This is a genomic window from Heliomarina baculiformis, assembly GCF_019966545.1.
In the GTDB taxonomy this organism is placed as follows: Bacteria; Pseudomonadota; Alphaproteobacteria; order Rhodobacterales; family Rhodobacteraceae; genus Heliomarina; species Heliomarina baculiformis.
In genome coordinates, this window is sequence record NZ_JAIMIC010000009.1 from 53,783 (window position 1) to 75,279 (window position 21,497).

Consider the following 21,497-nt stretch of genomic DNA (forward strand, 5'->3'; position numbering starts at 1 on the left):
TCAGATTTCAGCCTCTTCTCGTTCACCCTCGCCCTCGCCCTCGGCCGAGTCCGTTCCGTTCAACTTCTTCAACAACATCTCGGTCAGATCATTTACCGTTGGCCCCTTGAGGAGTTCGCTGACCTGAATCGTCTGGGCAAGACCGGTACGCAACCGATTGTGAAGCTCCATCGCCATCAGGGAATCCATGCCGAGATCCATCAGAGATCGATCCCGCTGGTCGGCCATTCCCGGTTCAAGAGCCAGAACACGAACAATCTGATCCGCCAACCAATCGGCCAGTAGCCCCGACTGCTCATCACTACTCGCTGTGGCAAGCTTTTCCAGTACATCCTCTTCTGGGGCACTTTCCGCTTTCGTTGTCTGTTTGATGATATCTTTGAATAGCGGTCCCGAGGTGGACGGCAGCTTGGAACGGTTCATCGGAACGATACCAACCTGCGGCGACGGGCTGCCAAATAATGCATCTGCCAGCATCTCTACGCCATCGTCGGGCTGGATCATCTTCAGGCCCATGGCTTCCCAGCGTTTGTGGTGCCGATCGTCGACCTCTGATGCCATGCCGATTTCGGCCCAGCTTCCCCAGTCCACGCTCATCGCGTGGAGACCTTGCGCACGCCGCCAGTGCGCGAAGGCGTCAAGAAAGCCGTTGGCGGCGGCGTAGTTCGATTGCCCGGCCGCACCCATCAATCCTGCACCGGAGGCAAACATCACGAAGAAATCCAGATCCTGCTCTGCTGTCAGCGTATGCATAACAAGGGCGCCGTCAACTTTTGGGCACATGACTTTATGAATGCGTGCGGGTGTCATTTCCGAAATCACCGCATCATCAAGGACACCTGCGGCATGTATGATACCCCGAAGCGGTGGCATCTTTTGTTGCGCTTCGGTTATGACCTCTGCCATTGCATCCTTGTCCGCCACATCGACGCCGCGCGTGAGGACCGTCACACCAAGCCCTCTAAGCTTGTCGATTTCCAGCTTGGCATCTGCAGTTTCGCCGGATCTGCTGATCAGGATGAGGTTGCGAGCGCCGGATTCGGCAAGCCATCTGGCTGTTCGCAACCCGATCCCTCGCAAACCGCCCGTAACCAGATAGCTCCCGTCGGCGGAAATTCCTTGAGGCCGGGTTTGTGTCAAAACAATCTTGCCGGTGTGACGTCCCTGGGCCATGAAACGGAAAGCATCCTGAGCCTGTTCAAGCGGCCAGGCACGATGGCTCATTGGCGTTAGTGCACCCTTTGCCATCTGATCGTAGACTTCCTGTAGCAGGCCGCGCACCAACCCAGCGTCCGCAGCCGTGATGTCACCCAGATAAAGCTGATGATAGCTGCGGCCCGGATATTCCTTGTCAATACGGGCTTGATCCCATTCGTCAGTCTTGCCGATTTCGACAAAGCAACCGCTTTCCGACAAAAGGCCAAGGCTGGCAGGAATGAACTCGCCCCCGAGAGAATTGAGGACAAAGTCGAATCCTGTGCCATCGGTCGCATCCGTCAGGTCCGACACGAACGACAGGGAGCGGGAATCGCCGGCGGCTTCGGCGCCCAGTTCAAGAGCCAAAGCACGTTTTTCGGGTGTGCCGGCAGTGCCAAAGACCCTTGCGCCCATGTTCAGAGCGATCTGTGTCGCGGCCATGCCAACACCACCGGTTATAGCGTGGATCAAAACCTTTTGGCCCGGTTTGACATTTCCGAGAGTCTTTAGCGCATAACCCGCAGTAAGATAGGCAACCGGTACACCCGCCGCCTGCGCCATGGTAAGATTGGAAGGCTTGGGAACCACCAGCGCGGTATTCACCGTCACATAGGTGGCAAAGCTTCTGTCTGCCATGGCTACGACCTTGTCACCAATGGCAAATTCGGTAACGTCGGGACCTAGAGCGGTTACGACGCCCGCGCATTCGCTACCCAGCGGTCCGGGATCGCCGGGATACATTCCAAGCGTGTTCAAGACATCACGGAAATTGACCCCAGTGGCGCGGACTCGCACCTCGATCTGCTCCGGACCTGGTGGTACGCGGTTTACCTTGGTCAACGTCAGGTTTTCCAGCATCCCACGCTTGGTGATGTCGAGCATTACGGACTCTTCGCCAGCAGAAGCTAAGGTACGTCCCGGGGCGAGGCGCGCAGCATAACGCGAGTCGCCGCGAAATGCCGTCTGATCCTCGTCATCCGGGTTGCTGACCGAAAGGAATAACTGTTCGATTTCGCTGTCCGAAACTCTTGGGTCGAGGTCGATACGGACACAATGAATTTCAGGTCTTTCTGATGCTACGACGCCGGCAAAGGCATTCACTGGCGATTGTGCGAGGTTCGGAGGCTCGCCAAAGATGGACTGGCTACCACGCGTGACGAACCACAGCCTTGTCCCATCCGGAACAGCTTGCGCCAGGCCAAGGGCCGCGCCGAGAAGCGCGTCATGTTCATGGGCATCCAATGGCCAAAAGTTCAGGATACCTGTAACCGGGCCTGCGTCTTCTAGCAGTGTTTCGATTTTCCCTATGGTATGCTCACTAACCGTAGTTTGGGGGTCGCCGATCCCAAGTTTAGGTCCCTGCCGAGCTATGCAGATTTCGCCGCCGGCAGCACGCAGCCGATTTGCAAGCTTTTCGCCCGTTCCTGACTCATCGGCAAGGATCAGCCATTTACCGATGCACTGATCAACCGGCGCTTCCGGTAGCGGCACACTTTTCCAAGTGATGTCGGAAAGCCAGTCGCCACGATCCTGCGCCCCGAGCATCCGGCGCAGGGTGCTGCGCTTGACGCGCTGAAAGCGGAATCCCCTTGCAAACAGAACAGCATTCCCTTCGCCATCAAAGAGATTGAAATCGCATTCGTACTGATCTGCTTCGGCCGTTTCGCGCTGGGTTAGATGGCAATGCACTTTGCGAGGCACCGGAGCTAATACCTGAAAATCACGCATAGCAACGGGCATGTATGCATCGCCGCTTTTCTCGGACTCGAACAAGAGCGCGCCGAGCAACTGAGCGCAGCCATCGACCAGAGAGGGATGCGCTATGAATCCCTTGTCCGATAAGCTGTCTGACAGTTCGATCTGTGCCCAGGCTTCGGACCCAAAGCAGCGTATGTCGCTGAGCGGGCGGAAAGCCGGGCCATAATCGATGCCAAACGAAACCAACCAGCTATAAAAGTCGTCTGTTTTAATACAGGTCGCGGATCCGGGAATTTCCGGCAGTGCGAGTCCATCTTTGGGTGTCTTGGCTTCAGTTAGTTTGGCTCGCATGTGCAGCCGCCAATCAGAGGTTTCGCCGCCATCTGATGGGGCCAGGCTATAGATCCGGATATCACTTAGGGTGGAGCCTTCGGTATTTACGACAACTTGCATCTCGACGCTGTTGTCCTCTGGCAGGATCAATCCATTGCGAATCTCGATGTCTTGCAACGCAAGCGTAGATGAACCGGTTGCCTCTTTTACCGCGCCTAACGCCATTTCAATGAACCCGGCTGCGGGAAAAGGCGCATGATCATAGATACGATGATCTGCCAGCCATGCATCTGTCGAAATTCCGATGCTGCTTTGAAATACTTGAACAGGCCCGGGATTGGAACTTCCAAGCAATGGGTGGTTCCCCCGTGTCGTAACAGCGCTCTGATTTTCGTCGAATTCTGCCCAGTAGCGTTCACGTTGAAACGGGTAAGTTGGCAAGGCTTGGCGTGATACCGGAGATAGACCGCCGCCGAGCAGGTTTTCCCAGTTCAATTTTTGGCCGTGCACATAAAGCGCGGCTGCAGCTCCTTTAAGAGTTTCGTTATCATTTCGACCCTTGCGCAAGGAGCTCACCCAGTGTGCTTTTTCGGATTTTTCGCATTGTCTTGCCATGCCAATCAGGCTCGCCGAAGGTCCAACCTCGAGAAACGTTTGGAAACCGGACTGCAGCAATGTTGTGATAGACTCAGCGAAATTTACAGGTTGCCTTATATGACGCGACCAGTAATCGGCATCGGCAATCTCCGGTCCTGCAATTCTTCCGTTCAGGTTCGAGATGAGCGATATTTCCGGAAAATTATAATGTATTTCCGAGGCAACTGCCGCGAAGCTATCAAGCATCGGTTCCATCAACGGTGAATGGAAGGCATGCGAGACAGTAAGCTCCTGTCCAGTGATGCCATCGCTCTGTAACCGTTTGAGCACGGCGGATACGGCTTCGCGACGGCCCGAAACAACTGTGTTCGACGGCGTGTTGATCGCGCCGATACCGCAAGCGGATTCGTACCCCTTGAGAGCAGAGCGAATCGTTTCGACATCGGCAAAAACCGCAGCCATTGTTCCATCGCGCGGCAATTCACTCATCAGGCGGCCGCGGGTCGCTATCAATCGCAGTGCATCTTCAAGTGTAAAGACGCCGGCTGCGCAGGCGGCCACATATTCCCCAACGCTGTGGCCAATGACCGCCGCAGGTTTTACACCCCAGCTTTCCCAAAGCTTGAACAGTGCCCATTCTACTGCGAAGAGCGCTGGTTGTGTGTAGGCTGTATCATTCAGCAAGGTCGCATTTTCGTTGAAAATCACGTCCAAAAGCGGGCGCGGAAGTTGCCTGTCCAATTCCGCTGCGCATCTATCAAGGGCGGCACCGAACACGGGTTCGCTGGCGTATAGATCTCGGGTCATACCGGGATACTGTGAACCTTGACCAGTGAACATCATGACCACTTCGGGTGCGCTGCCGCCGGGGACCGAACCGCGCTCTACGCCGGTCAGGAACTCGCCCTTTGCGATGCCATCGAGTTTTGCCAGCGCATCTTCCTGGTTTGATACGACGCAGGCGATCCGCCGGTTCAAATGCGACCGACCAAGAGAGAGTTCCGCGGCGCATGTAGATACGCTGGCGTTCGGGTGTGAGCGTATGTGGTTTGCCAACTGTCCAGCGATCGATGCCAGTGCCTTATCGCTGCGTCCGGTCATCGGCAGGATGGTATGCGACCGTTCCGCCAATGGCTTTTGCTCCTCGATTGACGGCGCTTCTTCGAGAATGATGTGCGCATTGGTGCCGCTGAATCCGAATGAACTGGCACCGGCCCGAAGTTTGCCGTTGTTCGGTGCTACCCAAGGTGTGAGCGTGTCAGGCACCTTAATAGGAAGACTGTCCCAAGGGATCAGCGGATTGGGATTTTCAAGATTGAGGTGGGCCGGTATCTGCCGATGCTGAAGAGCGAGTGCGGCTTTAATTATTCCTGCAATTCCGGCAGCGCCTTCTGTGTGGCCGATGTTCGTCTTCAATGAGCCAACCATAAGTGGCGCGTCCTTCGGACGGTTTCCAAAGACTTCGCCAAGCGCATTGATCTCGATTGGATCGCCGAGGGATGTGCCGGTACCGTGAGCTTCTATATAAGAGATATCTGAAGGATCCAGCCCTGCGTTCTTGAGCGCTGCGCGCAAAACCGCGACTTGGGCACGTCCATTTGGCGCGGTCATACCGGTACTGCGCCCGTCTTGATTGATTGCGCTCCCTTTAATGACGGCGACAACCCGGTTTCCGTCGCGCTGCGCATCACTCAGACGTTTCAGGGCGATCATTGCGCAGCCTTCGCCGCGGGCATACCCGTCAGCAGAGGCATCAAAGGTATGACATTTACCTGTGAACGACATCATCCGTGCACGTGCCGTCAGGATGGAGCCGGTCGGCGATAGCGTGAGCGTCACGCCACCCGCAAGAGCCATGTCTGAATCGCGATTTCGCAAAGCGCGGACTGCTTCGTGTACGGCCACCATTGACGATGAGCAGGCTGTATCAAGTGCGAAATTTGGGCCATGCACCCCAAGGAAATAGGACAAACGGCCAGAGGCGATAGAATGGGACGAACCCGATGCTTCATATGCGTCGGCTGTCAGTTCGCCTTGGAACTTGGCGGAACGCATCGCATAGTCGTGCGCGGTCATGCCGACATAGATTGCGGTACTACTACCCAAAAGCGAGGCTGGCGCGATGCCGGCATTTTCGAGTGCTTCCCACGTAACCTCAAGTAAAAGGCGTTGCTGAGGATCAAGGCTGATGGCCTCTCGTGGTGTAATGCCGAAGAAAGCCGGATCGAAACCTTCTACGTCATCAAGGAAGGCACCCCAGCGGGCATAAGTCTTGCCCTGGGCATCCGGATCGGGGTCGTAGATCGATTCAATGTTCCAGCGATGTGGCGGCACCTCCGTCACGACATCGCGGCCTTCGCTGAGGAGTTCCCACAGGGCTTCCGGCGTGTTGGCGGAGCCGGGAAAGCGGCATCCTATCCCGACAATGGCAATCGGTTCGGAGTTCTGTGCCTTGAGTTGCGAAAGTTCTTCTTCAAGGCGCTGGATCGTGACGACAGAACGTTGCAGCAGTCCGTGATAGTCGGGGCTTGGTTTGTCGCTCATGAATTAAAGGTCCTGTCTAGTCGATCCAGTTGGAGCGCAAGTTGTGCCGCGAGGTCTTCTTCAGACGCTGTTTCAACGTTTAGTTTTTCCTGGTGCTTCTCTGGTGGCTTAACTCGCGTGTTTTGTTGATCGGGCGTGATCTTTTCACCGATGTACTCGGCGAGCGCTGCAATTGAGGGGTATTCGAACGTGACTGTCGCGGGCAGTTGCAGACCAGAAGCGGTGTTAAGCAGGTTTCGCAGTTCAACGGCCATGAGACTGTCGAGTCCTCGCTGCTGGAGAGGCTCATTTATGTCGATACTATCTTCGGGAGCGAGTCCCAGAACTTTGCGCGCAAAATCACGTACCGCACCTTCGAGGACGGTGCGCTGTCTATTTCGGGGCGTTGCTGCGATCAGCGCGGGGAGATCAAACGGACCACTCATCGCATCCTTATTTAGCCTCGATTTCTCATCAGAGACCGATGGAGTAGCTTCGGGTGTCAACTCGGCAAACAATCTTGCTGATTGCCCTATAGCGACATCCCGCCAATTGGCATCAATGACGCATACCTGAGGCCCAATCTGTTTGGAGCTTGCCAGAATTGCGCCGAGCGCCTGCAATCCGACCTTCGGGTCAATGGGGAGCAATGACTGGAAACCACGGCTGCTCTGGCGCGCGCCTGCACCGATGTCAGCCCATAACCCCCAATTGATGGTCACTGCATCTCGGCCTGCCGCACGCAGCCGGTATGCCAGCGCATCCTCGAAGGCGTTGGCGGCTGCATGGTTTGCCTGCCCGGCCGATCCGGCTACCGATGCACCCGAAGAGAACATGATGAAACGGGCTGATTTTGGCAAAGAATGCAATAAATTCAATGTCCCGGCGACCTTTGCCTGCATCACCTTTTGGATCTGCGGCCAATCAAGATTTAGCACCGCAGCGTCAGCCAGTCCGCCCGCCGCATGGATAGAGATAACCACCGGCGGCAGCGCCTCTGCAAGCTCGTCTAGGCAACGCTCAACATCGGAAGGGTTCGACACATCGCCACGCAATACGAGGATCTCGGCGCCACTTTCGGTCAGTTTGTCGATTTGTTTCTGCGCAGCCGAATTCGGCTCCGACCGACCCAGAAGCGCGATATGCTTGACGCCTTGGTTTACAAGCCATTCCGCTGTGGCCAGGCCCAGACCGCCAAGCCCGCCCGTTATAAGACAGGTACCAACCGTGGTAACACCCGGGGCTGTGAGGCTTAGAGAATTACCTGCCGGAGCCAGCCGTCGAACCAGTCTTGCGCTGCCGCGTAGCGCGAATTGGTCTTCGTCCGTAGAGTAGCGCACCGCAGCCGCCAACTCGGCGGCAGAGACACCCTCGTCATTGTCTGCATCTGGATCAAGATCAATTCGCCTGACAGCCATCTCTGGATGTTCAAGTGCCAGCGTATGTGAGAAGCCCCAGACTGCTGCCTGTGCGGGTTCGGCGCCGGCACCGTCATGTGTCGCCTGGCCACCGCGAGTCACGATGCAAAGCTGTGGCAAAGCACCCGAAGCGGCTGTTACAGTATGAACCGTGCCAAGCAGGTTTTCGAATAGCGTTTTCTGACCGTCCATTACCGCATTGGTGCTCATTTCCAAATCTGTCGTCGCATCCAGCGCACCAAGATGGATGATCCCTTCCACACGACTCTGGTGTAGATAGTCACGCAACATGAGACTGTCGGATGCGATCAATGCCTCATCGCCCAAAGCCTCCAACGCAGTCTTCAAAGATTGTTCAAGGTTGCCGCCGGGACAAATGACCCAGCGAGCAGTTGAGCTCGATTCAGCAGGCCGCCTTGCGGCGAGAATCGTCTGTTCTGCCAAGGCGCCTTTTGCCTCACCCGTCGGAAGGAACTCGACCTCTCGGAACCCCATTTCGTCGAAAAGTGCCAGCCATTCCGGCAGCGGAAGCAACGCGTATGACCTGCGTGAAGTATCCTCATAGGCCCACCAGCCTTCCAACATTCCGACAGTCAGGTCCCCGAAGCGTTGAGGCTTGGTCGCTTCGAGCATGAGCAAAACACCTTCTGGGGCCAGAAGGTCGCGGACGTGGCCGAGAGAGGTTTCAAGGTCAGGGGTTGCGTGAATGACGTTGCCAGCAAGGATCAGGTCAAAACTTCCTCGGGCGAATCCCTGCTCGGTTGGAGGCATAGAGATATCCAACGGACGAAAGTCCATTCCGTCGCATTGCACAAAACGGCTTCGCGCCCGATTCAGGAACAGTGGCGAAATATCTGTGAAAACGTAGTCGGTTGATTGATCGCCAAGTTGTTCGAGGATGCGCGCCGTGGCGCTGCCCGTACCAGCCCCGATCTCAAGGATGCGCAGGCGGCGGTTTTTAGGCCAGTTTCTTGCTATCTGACCGACCATCTCGGCCAAGGCAGCTGTATAGGCGCGCGCAGGCGGCGAAAGTTCGTACAGGTTTTGGGTCAGTTCAAGTGAGCCCTCTGGGAACAGAAGGGTCAACGGATCCGTTCGGCCGCGCAAAACCTCTGCCAACGCGCTGCCGCAGCGCTGAGTCAATTCTATTTCAGCCGCACATTCAGGGAAATCTTTCAGCAACCGGGCGGCCTCTGCCAGCATATCACGGCGTTTGCGGGGCATTACAACTTGATAAGCATCGCCTGCTGGTGTCAGGGTGCCGTCTTCCGTAAGTATTTCCAGCATACGATCTACCAAGCGCTGATACTTCGGCAGGACACGCACGCCAGATATTATGTGGGCCGCTGCAAGCTGGTCGCCCGTTGCAAGCGGAAGACCGAGATTATTTAACGCGGCTTCAATGAAGCCTGAGGACAGAGTATCCAGTCGTCGAAGAAAGTTCCCGTAATCAGTTTCAAGATTAAGACTGTCGGACATAGACTTCAGCAAAGGAGCCGCAGACTTCACCAATTCGGACGGTCGAGTGGGAACGCTATCCGGACGCCAGACAACCTTTTGAACGATCCGTTTGACGTCTGATACCCCCGTTTCCCCTCCAACATCATTCGCGCTGGCTTTCCGCAGGGTGACCTCCTTGAAAGACACCAGAGGCGCGCCCTCTGGAGAAACCAGCCAGACGTCTGCGAGAAGGCTGTTCGTTTCCCCGGATTGTGAAACCCTCACCTTGCTTCGAAACCTGTCAGTAAGCGGCGCGTGCCATACAACGCGCGCGGCTCCGAAGATCATGTAGGGATCGTCCAAGTTGGGGAGATCTAGAGCCGCGCCGATCACCTGCAAAGCAGTGTCGGTTGAGACCGGATCTGCAAGGAACTGAGGGCCGGATACATTGGAGACGGTGATATCGCCGACCGCCAGACCATTGCCTGCCTTCAACGTGTCAATCATCTTGAATGCTTCGCCGACGTTGATGCCGAGCGACCCAAGGTTCGCGTAAAATTCGTTGACTGGTATGGGAGACGTCGCCTTATCCGCACTTACCTCAGCGGGAGAAACATCAGATGCGGGACCGAGCGAACCTTCGCATAGCGTGACCCAGGTATTTTCGGTTTTTCTTGCGGAGATGCGAAAACTGGCTGAAGTCTCACCTTTCGGGATCATTGAAAGCTGCAACTTATGAACTTCGCCCTCGGTCAGAATAAGCGGACGGCGGAGAAGCAAATCACGAATTTCGACCGATTTACAGCCAAAATGCAGCTGTGCTACCTGCCAAGCCCAGTCCATCTGGTACGTTGACAGCAGCATCGAACGGCCATGCGCTGATTGATCGAACAGCCAAGGCAGTGCTGCAGGATTCAGGTCGATCTCAAAGAGCCGAGTATCACCGAGCGAGTGCACGATTTCACGGCCCGGCAGACCGGTCATGGCATTTTCTTCTTTAGGAATGGAAGGCGGGTCTATCCAATAGCGCGCCCGCTCGAACGGATAACCTGAAATCCGACGCCGCTCCCGTGGCCAAGGCGCCTCAAAAGCGCGCCAGTCTATGTCTACACCAGCCACATACAGCTTGGCCAACGTCGACAATATTTCCTGCAGGTCATCATGTTCGCGACGCAGGGAGGTCAACCAAGTCGTACGGTCTGGTTTGAGGTTGGCCTGCCCCATTGGTAACAAAGTCGGGTGCGGACCGATTTCGAGAAATATGCGCGCGCCCGCTGTTCTGGCACTTTGGAGCCCATCGGCGAAGCGTACCGGTGAGCGCACATGTTCGCGCCAGTAGCTCGCCCGCAAGATTTCGTTCGATGTAGTCTGTCCGGACAGGTTTGAGATCAGCGTAATCGCGGGTAAGGAAAGGCTGCAGGCGCTTACCGCAGCTTCAAATTCTTTCAGAATCGGGTCCATAAGAGGCGAATGAAAGGCGTGCGAAACATGCAGTCTCTTCGGGATGACGCCGAGCGCTTTTGCCGCTGTATCCGCTGCGTCTACCGCGTCGAGTGATCCGGATATGACGATATCTTGCGGACCGTTGATCGCGGCAATGTCAATCTGTCCGCGCCAAGGAGCTATCAGAACGCCAGCGGCCTCTGGCGTCATCCTTAACGCAGACATTGCGCCGGGCTCCTCAAGCGATTGCATCAGTGCGCCACGTGTCGCGACAAGATGGAGTGCTTCTTCGAGAGAAAATACTCCGGCGACGCAGGCTGCCACGTATTCGCCGAGTGAGTGACCCAACACCATGTCGGGCTCGACGCCCCAGCTTCTCCAAAGTTTGGCCAAAGCCCATTCAACAGCAAACAAAGCGGGTTGGGCAAAAGCGGTCTTGTTTACCTCTGCCGCCGAACCTTCCAGCATCGTTAGAAGTGGCACTGGAATTTTGCCTTCCAAGATGGCGGCGCAGCGGTCGATTTCAGCACGGAAAACGGGATGGCTTGCGTAAAGTCGAGAGGCCATACCCGAATACTGGGCACCTTGGCCACTGAAGACAAAAGCCAGCTTTGGCGTACGTTGAGGAATCACGCCTTCTGCATAGCGCGCATCTGTTCGGTCCCGCGCTTTCAGCAAGGCATTCGCTTCTGCAGTGCTTTGTGCGACGACGGCAATACGTTGCGCGTAATGATCGCGACCAGCGTTTGCGACGTAAGCGATGTCGGCCAGTTCTTCGGTGCTGGCGAGATCGGCGCGCCGCGCTTCGATCAGATTGGCGAGACTGCTACTGCTTCGCGCCGAAACGGTCAGCACTTGATGCTGGCGTTCATTCGCCGAGGTCGTCGAAGCGTTCGTTGCCGGTGCGGCTTCAACAATAACATGCACATTTGTGCCACTGAACCCGAAGGAGCTGACACCCGCCCGCAAAGGTAAGCTGTCGGGCCATGGCTCGTTTACGCGCTGCGGCTCAAGTGCGTGATCATCCCAGTTTATCAGGGGGTTGAGTTCTTTCAAGTTGACTTGGCCCGGCAGGAATCGATTGCTTATGGACAGCGCAGCCTTAATCACTCCGGCTACGCCCGCCGCGGATTCAAGATGTCCGATCTGCGATTTCACCGAGCCTAGCCGCAACCGTTCCTCACGCTCTGAACTTGGGCAAAGCGTTGCACCCAAGGCGTGTACTTCGATCGGATCGCCAAGCGCTGTGCCGGTTCCGTGGGTTTCCACAAATCCGATCTGGCACGGTTCAACACCTGCATCCTCAAGTGCAGCCTTGATCACCGCTTGCTGCGCCACGCCATTCGGAGCGGTCAATCCGTTACTGCGGCCATCCTGATTGATGGCCGACCCAGAGATAACCGCCAAGATGCGATCCTTGTCACTCTGAGCGTCCGCCAATCGCTTGAGCATTAGGACACCGCATCCCTCGCCCCGCACAAACCCGTCGGCTCTCGCGTCGAACGTCTTACAACGTCCGTCGGGTGCCATCATGTGCGAACGAGACAGTGCAATTGTCGTTTCGGGCGTCAAAATCAGGTTGACGCCACCCGCCAGTGCGGCATCGCATTCACCTTGCCGAAGACTTTGAACGGCCTGATGGATCGCAACCAGCGAAGAAGAACAGGCCGTATCCACCGAAACGCTTGGTCCGGTCGTGCCAAGCACATAGGACAAACGGCCAGATGCCATCGAGTGGGCAATTCCGGAGGCGGTATAAGCGTTATAATCTGCATGCCCCGCATCACGAAGTATACCATGATAGTCATTGCCCGAGACGCCGCAGAACACGCCAGTTCTTGTACCGAACAAAGACTTTGCAGGAATACCGGCATCTTCCAATGCGGCCCAGGCGACTTCGAGCCAGAGACGCTGCTGCGGGTCCAGAGACTGCGCTTCGCGAGGTGCTATGCCAAAGAATTGCGGGTCAAACTTGTCGATGTCCTTGATCCAGCCGCCCCAACGGGTTGCGGTCTTTCCAGGAGCGTCCGGGTCCGGATCATAATAGGCGTCGACGTCCCAGCGATCAGAGGGCACTTCGGTGATCGCCTCGGCGCCTCGTTTGATCAGCGACCAGTAATCAGCAGGCGTATCGGCCCCGCCGGGAAAGCGGCAGGCCATTCCAACTATGGCGATCGGTGACCGCAGTTCCAGTGCATCAATCCGGGCTTTTTGCTGCGCCGCAAGAAGCGCCAGTCGCTTGTGAGAATAACTGCTAATCCTTTTGAGGAAATCGCTCACGCCGAGCCTCCTGTGGCAGTGACAAAGAGGGCCTCGATTTCGTCTTCGCTCAGGTCTTCAAGATTTTCGATGTCGGCCGCACCGGTTTCCCTAACGGCAGACGCGGGTTTGGCTTCCTCAGGCAGAGTCGTTGCGAGCCGGCCCAGCAGTCCTTCAGCAAGAGCTGTCACTGTGGGATAGTCAAAGACCATCGTAGCAGGGAGGTTGAGGTTACTCCCCATGCCAGCAGACAGCTTATTGCGAAGATCCACTGCCATGAGCGAGTCGAGGCCCATCTCGCGCAAGGGTCGATCAATGTCGATGTCGTTCTGATTTACCAAGTCGAGCGTTGAGGCGACTTGTTCAGCGACAAACTCCAAAATGATGCTGCGCCGCGCCGCCCCGTTTACGGTGGCTAACTCATCAATCACACGGGCAGGGGGTGTTCGAAGTTTAACCGTCTTCCGAAGTTCGGACGAAGATTGGCCCAATCGTTCAAGAAATGGCGAAGCGCTCATGTCAGGTCGCTGGGCGCGGAAGGTCTTCCAGTCCATCGGGCAAGCCATAACCTGCGCCCGACCAGACGTGATTGCGGCCTGCGCCATTTCCAAACCAGCCGAGGTCTTGATCGGGCGAATGCCCAGTCTGCCCGCAGTCTGGTCAGCCGAAATCTCGGCAGCTATGCCAGCCTCCGACCATGCCCCCCATGCGATACTTGTTGCGGGCAGCCCGAGAGATTGTCGATATTGCGCGAGCGCGTCCAAGAAAGCATTTGCTGCCGCATGGTTGGTTTGGCCTGCTGAGCCTAGTGTTCCGGCAACGGATGAATAGAGCACAAAGAAGTCCAGCTCGCATGAGAGGCTTTCAAGATGCAGGTTCCAGCTCCCGTCTACCTTTGCTTTGAGCGGTACGCCAAACTCCTTGCGTGTCATGTTCACAATGCTTGCGTCCGACAGCTGCCCGGCTGACTGCACAATGCCTCGTAGCGGTGGCAGATCGCGCTTGATGTTTTCGAAGAGAATGGCAACTGCCGCTCGGTCAGAGATATCTACCTGATAGGTCTCGATACGAACTCCTTGTGCGCGCAACTCGTTCAGGACATCAGAGGCTGCGCTTTCAGGTTCACTTCTCGAAACCAAAATAAGAGCGCGAGCGCCGCCTCGGACCATTTCACGGGCTGTTTCAAGCCCAAGCCCACGCGTTCCTCCGGTGATCAGGTAACTTGCTTCCGGGTTCAGTTTGGCGAAACCTTGATTTTTGTAAGATGGCAGCAGCACGATCTTTCCAATGTGCTTTGCCTGCGCCATGTATTCGAACGCCTCGCCTGCCTGCATCAGCGGAAAGCTGGTGACGGGGAGGGGGCGAATTTTACCGTCGCGCGCTGCTTTCATCACTTTGGCAAACAAGGCGTCCGACACTTCAGGTGACGTGGTGCGGATCTTGGACAGATCTAGAATGTGATAATCCCCCTCGGGGCAGTTCCCGCGAAATCTGCTATGTGTCCAGAGATCACGTTTACCGATCTCGACAAGCCGTCCCGCCTTGGCCAGGCAGTCAACTGTCGCGTCAATGAACGATCCTGACAGAGAGTTCAGCGCTAAATCGACCCCTTTACCGCCGGTAATTTTTAGAATTCCTTCCGAAAAAGTTGTCTCCCGCGATGAGAAAACATGTTCGATCCCGGCCGCCCGCAAATATCCCCGTTTGGTTTCGCTGCCTGCGGTCGCGATAATCCGGGCACCCGCTGCCTGAGCAATCTGAACTGCCGCCGATCCGACCCCACCGGCAGCAGCGTGTATTAAAACCCATTCGCCTGCACGCAATTTGCCGATGTCTATTAAGGCGTGATGGGCTGTCATAAATGCAAACGGCAGGGTAGCGGCCTCGACCGGAGACATTCCGGACGGAATATGCGTCAGCTCAGCAGCACGCCCGATTGCGCGGTTTGCAAAGCAGTCGGTCGCAATGCCAACCACCCGGTCACCTGCCTCCAATCCTTCTACCTCATCGCCGACAGCCTGCACGATACCCGCGCATTCACCGCCAAGCGGTTCGGGATCGTCACGCATATCAAGCGCATTCATTACATCACGAAGGTTGAGACCTGCGGCGAGGACCTCAACGAGCACTTCGCCCGGCCCCGGGCGCGGTTCTGGCACCGGCACCAGTTGCAGATTTTCAAGTACACCGTCTGGCGACTTCCTAAGTGCTACGTTGTGGTGATTGGGCGAGACGGGAGCGATTGCCGTAAGCCTGGACGCATGTCGAGTTCTGTCACGCACTGCAACTTCTGTTTCACCTGCAAGCCCCCACAACACGTCGGCAAGTTCAGTCAGGATTGGTTGTCCGTCGTTGTCTTGTGGAAGGTCGATGAGTGTCGTGTCCAAATCCGGAAATTCCGCTCGCAAGGCGCGAACCATGCCCCAGAGTGCAGCCTGTGCCGGATCTGGACGATCGCACTGCCTGATCCTCTGAGCTTGGCAGGTCGCGACGACAAGGCGCGGCATGTCGTCGACCGGGCCGTTCCGAACAAGTTGCTGAACGGTTTCTCGCAAACTTGAAAGAGGTGGCTCGGGCCCGCCGTCGTTCATGTCAGCCCCAAGCGGTCTCAGATCAAGAACGCCGTCGAAGGATCCGTTGTATTCGGCATTCCATTCGCTAGGCAAACTTCGCAATTCGATCGAAATGCCCGCCACAGCCAAGTGTTCTGCGGCGGCTTTGCCTGCTGCGCCATCAGCGAGGATAAGCCATCTTTCGTTGGTATTCCCAACTTTTGAAATCGGTTTGCGCGCAGCAAAAATTGATTGCCGTGACAAAGGACTAGAACCAGATAGATCCTCTGCCTCAAGCCCGCAGTCCTCAAGAAGAGCGATCCATTTTTTGGCGTCAATCAGCGGGTAGTTGGGGCGCAGCTCCTTGTCCTTAAAAAGCCACCAGCCTTCGGTCAGACCAAAGGTAACATCAACCCATCGTTCCGGAGCGACAACTTCCAATAGCAACATCATTCCGCCTGGCGCCAACGCGTCACCCGCACGCTCCACTGTTTTCCGCAAATCAGTGGTGGCGTGCAGGACGTTGGCGGCAATCACCAAGTCATAGCTTTGGCGAGTGATGCCTTGCGCCGACAGGTCGTCGTCAATGTCGAGCGTGCGGAAATTCATACCGTTGCGGTTGCCGAACTCGGTTTCAGCTTCACGAACCATCGCCGGACCGATATCCGTGAATGTGTAGGAGAAATTCATGCCCTTGAGTTGGGAAAGCACCGTTGCCGTGGTTCCGCCCGAACCTCCACCGATTTCGAGAATGCGCAAAGGTTCATCTGACCCAGAGCGCACTTTGCAGAGATTCTGGACAATGGCGGCAATCGTGCCGTTGAATGCAAGCGACTCGGGACTATTGCGGTAAAGCTCGCGGGCAATCGAAAGGTCGCCGCTCGGGAACAAGTCTGATACCGGGTTGCGAGTGCCCCGCAGAATTTCTGGCAGGTTCGGACCGCAGTTTTCCATTAACCGAAGCTTCACTTGGGCATGGGGGTGTCCTGCGAGGGTCGCTTTCGATGCAAGAATTGGATCTGCCTCAACCAGCTTGCTCAGAACGACCCAAGACTGCTGATCGCGACGAAGAATTCCATCCTCTGTCAAGATTTCAAGAAAACGCGCGAGTAGCGCCCAGAGGCGCTTGGGGATGGAAAGTTGTCTGGCGAGGCCTTCCAATGTTGCCTTATCACCGATCTTTGGCACCCAGCCAAGGTTCTGAAGACAATCAGAAATCCATATTGTCGTTAGACCATCAAGCGCTGTGTTTGCGGCATCGTACCCGGCAAGATCCAATTCTTCCGAAAACGTATCAAGAATTTTGCGCGCATCAGCGGTCAGACTTGTGGGAGAAGGCATAGAAGTTGGCGATCTAAGTACAGTCCAATCGACGGCATAGAAGGCGTCCGTTGGTCCCTGTCGGGTTTCGCGCAAGACGATGTCAGACAGCTCTGCCACAAGTCCATCATCATCCGTGATCGTGACGGACGCTCGCAGGGTCGGGTCGGCTGATGTGCCTGCTGGCTCTGTCCGGGCAAACGCACGCAGACCGGGGCCAGGGCTGCGAAAAATCGATACACTTCCGATAGAAAACGGAAGGTATGCAGTAGCTTCATCAGTTGCCGCAGGAAGAGCCGCAGCGATGACCTGAAGGCAGCCATCTAGCTGTGCAGGATCGAAGAAATAGCGGTTTCTTGTCTCGCGAGGGCTTATTTCTCCTAGGGCTTCATGTTCTCCACTACGGAAAATCTGTTCAACCCGTTGCAAACTAGGGCCAAAATTAAAGCCGCGCGCCAACAGATCGGCGTAATGTGTCTTCCCATCCCGGTGATCATCTTCATAGCTTCGAAGTTCCGCTGTCGATACGTTCTGTGAGATCGTACTTTCCGGCACAATCCGGCAGGAGGCATGGCGTCGCCATGCGCCGGAGTCGCTTTCGGAAGACAGTATGTCCAAACGGCCACCACTTTCGTCATGAGTGACGACTGTCTGGATCAACATCTCTTCCTGCGAGACGAGTGCCAGCGGTTCCAGCAGCGTGAGATCCGCGAGGCTGTATCGCCCGGTAAGCGTGAACTGAGCGGCTGCGTAGGCCATCTCGATCATGGCTGCGCCCGGAACGATGCAACGTCCATGAACCACGTGGTCGGCGATATGGTCAAGGTCATTGGCCATCAGGCGCTTTTGGAAAACACTGTGGCCATCGATGGCGACCTGTAGTTTTTCGCCAAGTAATGGATGCACTTCAGTCGTGTCGCCGGTCGCGATCCGTTTGTTTGCACGAAACCAGTACCGCTCGCGTTGGAACGGGTAGGTCGGCACATCCACGATGCGTCTGCCGGGTCCACTGACGGCGCGCCAGTTGATCTGAGCGCCTGCCCGCCAAGCATCTGATACCGTCGCCAAAAGAGCGGTTCGGTCGTCTTTGCCGCGCCGTAGTGTTGCAGCGACTGTCGTGCTGGTTTCGTCGAATATCTCGACGGCCAGCGGCAGCAGGGTTCCATGCGGACCAATTTCGATGACGAGGCCGGGGTCGAGCGCAGCAATATTGTTCAGACAATCGCCAAAACGCACAGCCTCTCGCATGTGTCGCCGCCAATACTGTGGTGTCGCGATCTCATCCCTCACCGGTTGGCCGGTGACATTGGACATGATCCGAAGGCGCGGACGCTGCATGTGAATGTCTTTGATCGCTGCTTCGAAATCATCCAAAGCTGGTTCCATAAGCGACGAATGAAAGGCATGAGAAACAGTAAGAGGCCGGGTAGCTATTCCAGCGGCTTCGAGTTTCTCGCAAGCGCCGGCAATATCCTCGGTCAAGCCGGAAATGACGGTCTGGGTCGGGCTATTCACACCCGCAATCACCGCGGTACTGGCAAGCGCATCCAGTATGTGTTGAACCTTCGTTTCGTGCGCAAATACGCTTGCCATGGAGCCACCTGCCGGAAGCGCCTGCATCAATTTCCCCCGCGCGGCAACCAGCCGCAGCGCATCCTCAAGGGAGAATGCGCCGGCAATTGTCGCTGCCACGATCTCACCCAGCGAATGGCCTGCCACGATATCGGGCCTGACGCCAAAGGCACCCCAAAGTTCGGCCAAAGCGTATTCAATCGCAAATAGTGCCGGTTGCGCGTTTCCTGTCAGGTTAATTTGCTTGTCATCACTAACCTCGAACACGAGTGTCTTCAGCGGTATCTCGAGTTCTTTGTCGAGCACGGCAGCGCAACGGTCAAACGCCGCGCGGAACACAGGTTCCGTGTCGTACAGGCTTTTGCCCATTCCAGCGTACTGAGCACCTTGCCCGGTAAACAAGAACGCGGTTCTGGGTGGATCGCGAGGTGCTGGCGCGGGGCCAGAAACATTTTTTGCGCTGCGCCCTTGTGCCAGAGCCCGAAGACCTTCGCAAAGCTCGGCGCTATCGGCGCCGGTAACGGTTGCCCGCACCGCTAGCTGTGCACGGCCTGCCGTCGCAGTATAGCAAAAATCAGCAACGTTGGTTTGAGGGTTAGCCAGCTTCAGAGCATAAGCTCTTGCCAATTCACTAATTGCCCCGTTTTCGGTAGCGGCAGACAGACCCAGGATCATAGGTACGTTAGGAATACCAAAATCGTAGACGGGCGCGGGCTCTGCATCTCCGAGCACGATGTGAGCATTTGTCCCGCTGAAGCCAAACGAACTGACACCGCCGATACGCCGACCATTTCGAGCCTGCCATTCGTAAGGCTGGCTGGATACGGAAATCGGCATGTTGTCCCAGTCGATCAAAGGGCTTGGTTCCGAAGCGTGCAGGCTGGCAGGGATAAGTCCATTCTGCAAAGACAGAGCCAGTTTTATGAGGCCGGTAGCACCGGCTGCCGCCTCCAAATGTCCGAGATTGGATTTTACGGAACCGATCAAAAGTGGATTGGATTTGGAATGTCTACGGAACACGCCCGCAAGAGCGCCAGCCTCGATGGGATCACCAAGGGAAGTTCCGGTGCCGTGCGTTTCGACATAACCAACTTCTTCAGGTGTGACTCCGGCGCGTTTCAGCGCCATGCGGATCACCGCTTCCTGAGCCGGACCATTCGGCGCCGTCAAACCGCTGCTTGCCCCGTCTTGATTGACGGCACTGCCAAGGATCTGAGCGATGATCCGGTCGCCATCTGCGCGTGCATCGGACAAGCGCTTGAGAGCGACAACCGCGCAACCTTCTGCGCGCCCGAACCCGTCGGCACCCGCGCCAAAAGCTTTGCATTTCCCATCAGGGGCCAGCATCCGGGCCTGCGACAAGGCCGTAAAGATATCCGGTCCGAGGATCAGATTGACGCCCCCCGCCAATGCCATGCGACAATCACCTGTTCGAAGGGCCTGACAAGCCAAGTGCACAGCCACCAGTGAGGAAGAACAGGCCGTATCGATCGTGACACTAGGGCCTTGAAGGCCAAGGATATAGGACAGCCGGCCACTCAGCGTACTGTGGGCAATCCCAGACGCAAAATGCGCGTCCAAAAGCGCAGGATCACGAGTCTTCAGTTGCTCATAGCTGTAATCGTTTCCAGCTGCGCCGACAAAAACGCCAGTAGCGCTACCGATAAGATTGTCAGCGGCTTGACCAGCATGCTCCAGCGTCTCCCAGCAGACCTCAAGCATCAGCCGATGTTGCGGATCAAGCCCCTGTGCCTCGCGAGGGGCCAGACCGAAAAACCCGGGATCGAAGCGATCAACAGAAGACAGGAAACCCCCGAAACGTGTGGAGATTTTTCCCGGAGCGCCAGGGTCCGGATCGTAAAGCGCATCATGGTCCCACCGATCCCGAGGTACCTCGCTGATAGCGTCGGTACCACTGAGCAATAACTTCCAGAATTCTACCGGGTTATCTCCACCACCGGGCACCCGGCACCCCAGCCCGATTATTGCGATAGGTTCGGAGGCGGCAGCTTCGACCCGGGCCAGCCGCGACTGGGCCTCGTCCAGCGCAAGAAACGCACGTTTGATCGGGCTGAGTTCCCCTGAATTCTCCGGTGTCTGGGTCATTGTCGGGAAACTCTCTCAAGCAGCAAGGCTTCGACCTCTTCATCCGTCATATCGGTGATATCCGGTGCGTCAGAAACTTGCGGGACTGGATTTGGGGAAGCGATCACGTCATCGACGTCTTTCCCTGTCATTCGTTCAAGAACAAAAGTAGAAATGGCTTCTATCGATGAATGGTCGAAAGCGATCGACGCGGGCAATGGGTGCGACAGTTCCAGCGCCTCGGTGAGCAGTTTTCTGATCCGCATCGCCATGAGAGAATCCATACCCAGATCCATAAGCCTCTCGTGCCGTCCCGGCGCATCGTCACGTTCTCGTCCGAGCACGCGAATGACTGTCCGGCGAACCTGCTCGCGTATCATCTCAACGCGTTCTGTGTCGCTCGCTTCGGCAAACAGTTTAGTAAAGCCGGTTCGCGCCTGTTCCGGCGTGGATGAAACGTGTTCGGGGACTCCAGTTTCCGCTTGGGGCGGCCGGGTTTTACCCGCCTGACGCGCAAGAATGACGTGCTGGCCAAGAACGCTTGCAGCCGAACCTGCTTCTGGCCATGCCATAGCCTCGACAAACCCCGCTTCCTCCAACGTACGGCACCAGATTTCTGGCCGCATCAGCGGGTTATCCATACGCAAGCCGTCGTCGAATTTCTGCCAACCTTCGATCAGCCCAGTGGTAATGTCGAACCAGTCTAGATGTTCAGTTGACTCCACGAGCATCAGTAAGCCACCGGGGCGCAACAGGCTGCGCAGGCGCTCAAGGATTTCGGGCAGATCCGAGCCCGCATGGACGACATTTGCCGCAATCACAAGATCAAGGCTTGCAGTCTGAAACCCCTGGCACTCGAGCGAATTTTCCATGTCTAATTTACGGAAAACTACATCGGACCGGTCTCCGAACCTTTCACGGCCCCGGTCCAGAAAGGCGTCGCTGACATCGGTGTAGATGTATCGCGCCGTGCCTTGGGGCAGGGCTGATAGAATGCTGGAGGACGTTCCTCCGGTGCCTGCGCCGATCTCCAGTACATCGAGCGCGTGACCGACACCCT

General features: G+C 56.5%; 4 protein-coding genes (1 of these 4 cut by a window edge). All 4 read right to left on the minus strand.

Going from position 1 to position 21,497, the window contains the following annotated elements:
• Tightly spaced (each overlapping or abutting the next), the 4 genes in view from MF268_RS19885 to MF268_RS19900 form a layout consistent with a single transcriptional unit that may run on beyond the window.
• On the minus strand, nt 1-6,369 hold the full coding sequence (locus MF268_RS19885) for a type I polyketide synthase (protein ID WP_238372611.1): 6,369 nt from the start codon (nt 6,367-6,369) through the stop codon (nt 1-3).
• Nucleotides 6,366-12,929, minus strand: a complete 6,564-nt coding sequence (locus tag MF268_RS19890; protein ID WP_238372612.1) for a type I polyketide synthase — start codon at nt 12,927-12,929, stop codon at nt 6,366-6,368. The genes MF268_RS19885 and MF268_RS19890 overlap by 4 nt, the downstream gene beginning before the upstream one ends.
• Nucleotides 12,926-20,458 carry a type I polyketide synthase gene (locus tag MF268_RS19895; RefSeq protein ID WP_238372613.1) on the minus strand — a complete coding sequence of 2,511 codons (7,533 nt, stop codon included), beginning with the start codon at nt 20,456-20,458 and terminating at the stop codon, nt 12,926-12,928. Before MF268_RS19895 ends, MF268_RS19890 begins: the two co-directional genes overlap by 4 nt.
• A protein-coding gene (locus MF268_RS19900) for a type I polyketide synthase (protein WP_238372614.1) crosses the window boundary here: on the minus strand, nt 20,455-21,497 show its final stretch. It continues 3,304 nt past the right edge of the window; 1,043 of the gene's 4,347 nt are visible here — the last part of the coding sequence; its start codon lies off the right edge, out of view; its stop codon occupies nt 20,455-20,457. Before MF268_RS19900 ends, MF268_RS19895 begins: the two co-directional genes overlap by 4 nt.

Bases quoted from the DNA above. Each gene is read 5' to 3' on its own strand.
- MF268_RS19885 (WP_238372611.1), bottom strand. From the start codon at position 6,369: ATGAGCGACAAACCAAGCCCCGACTATCACGGACTGCTGCAACGTTCT.
- MF268_RS19895 (WP_238372613.1), bottom strand. From the start codon at position 20,458: ATGACCCAGACACCGGAGAATTCAGGGGAACTCAGCCCGATCAAACGT.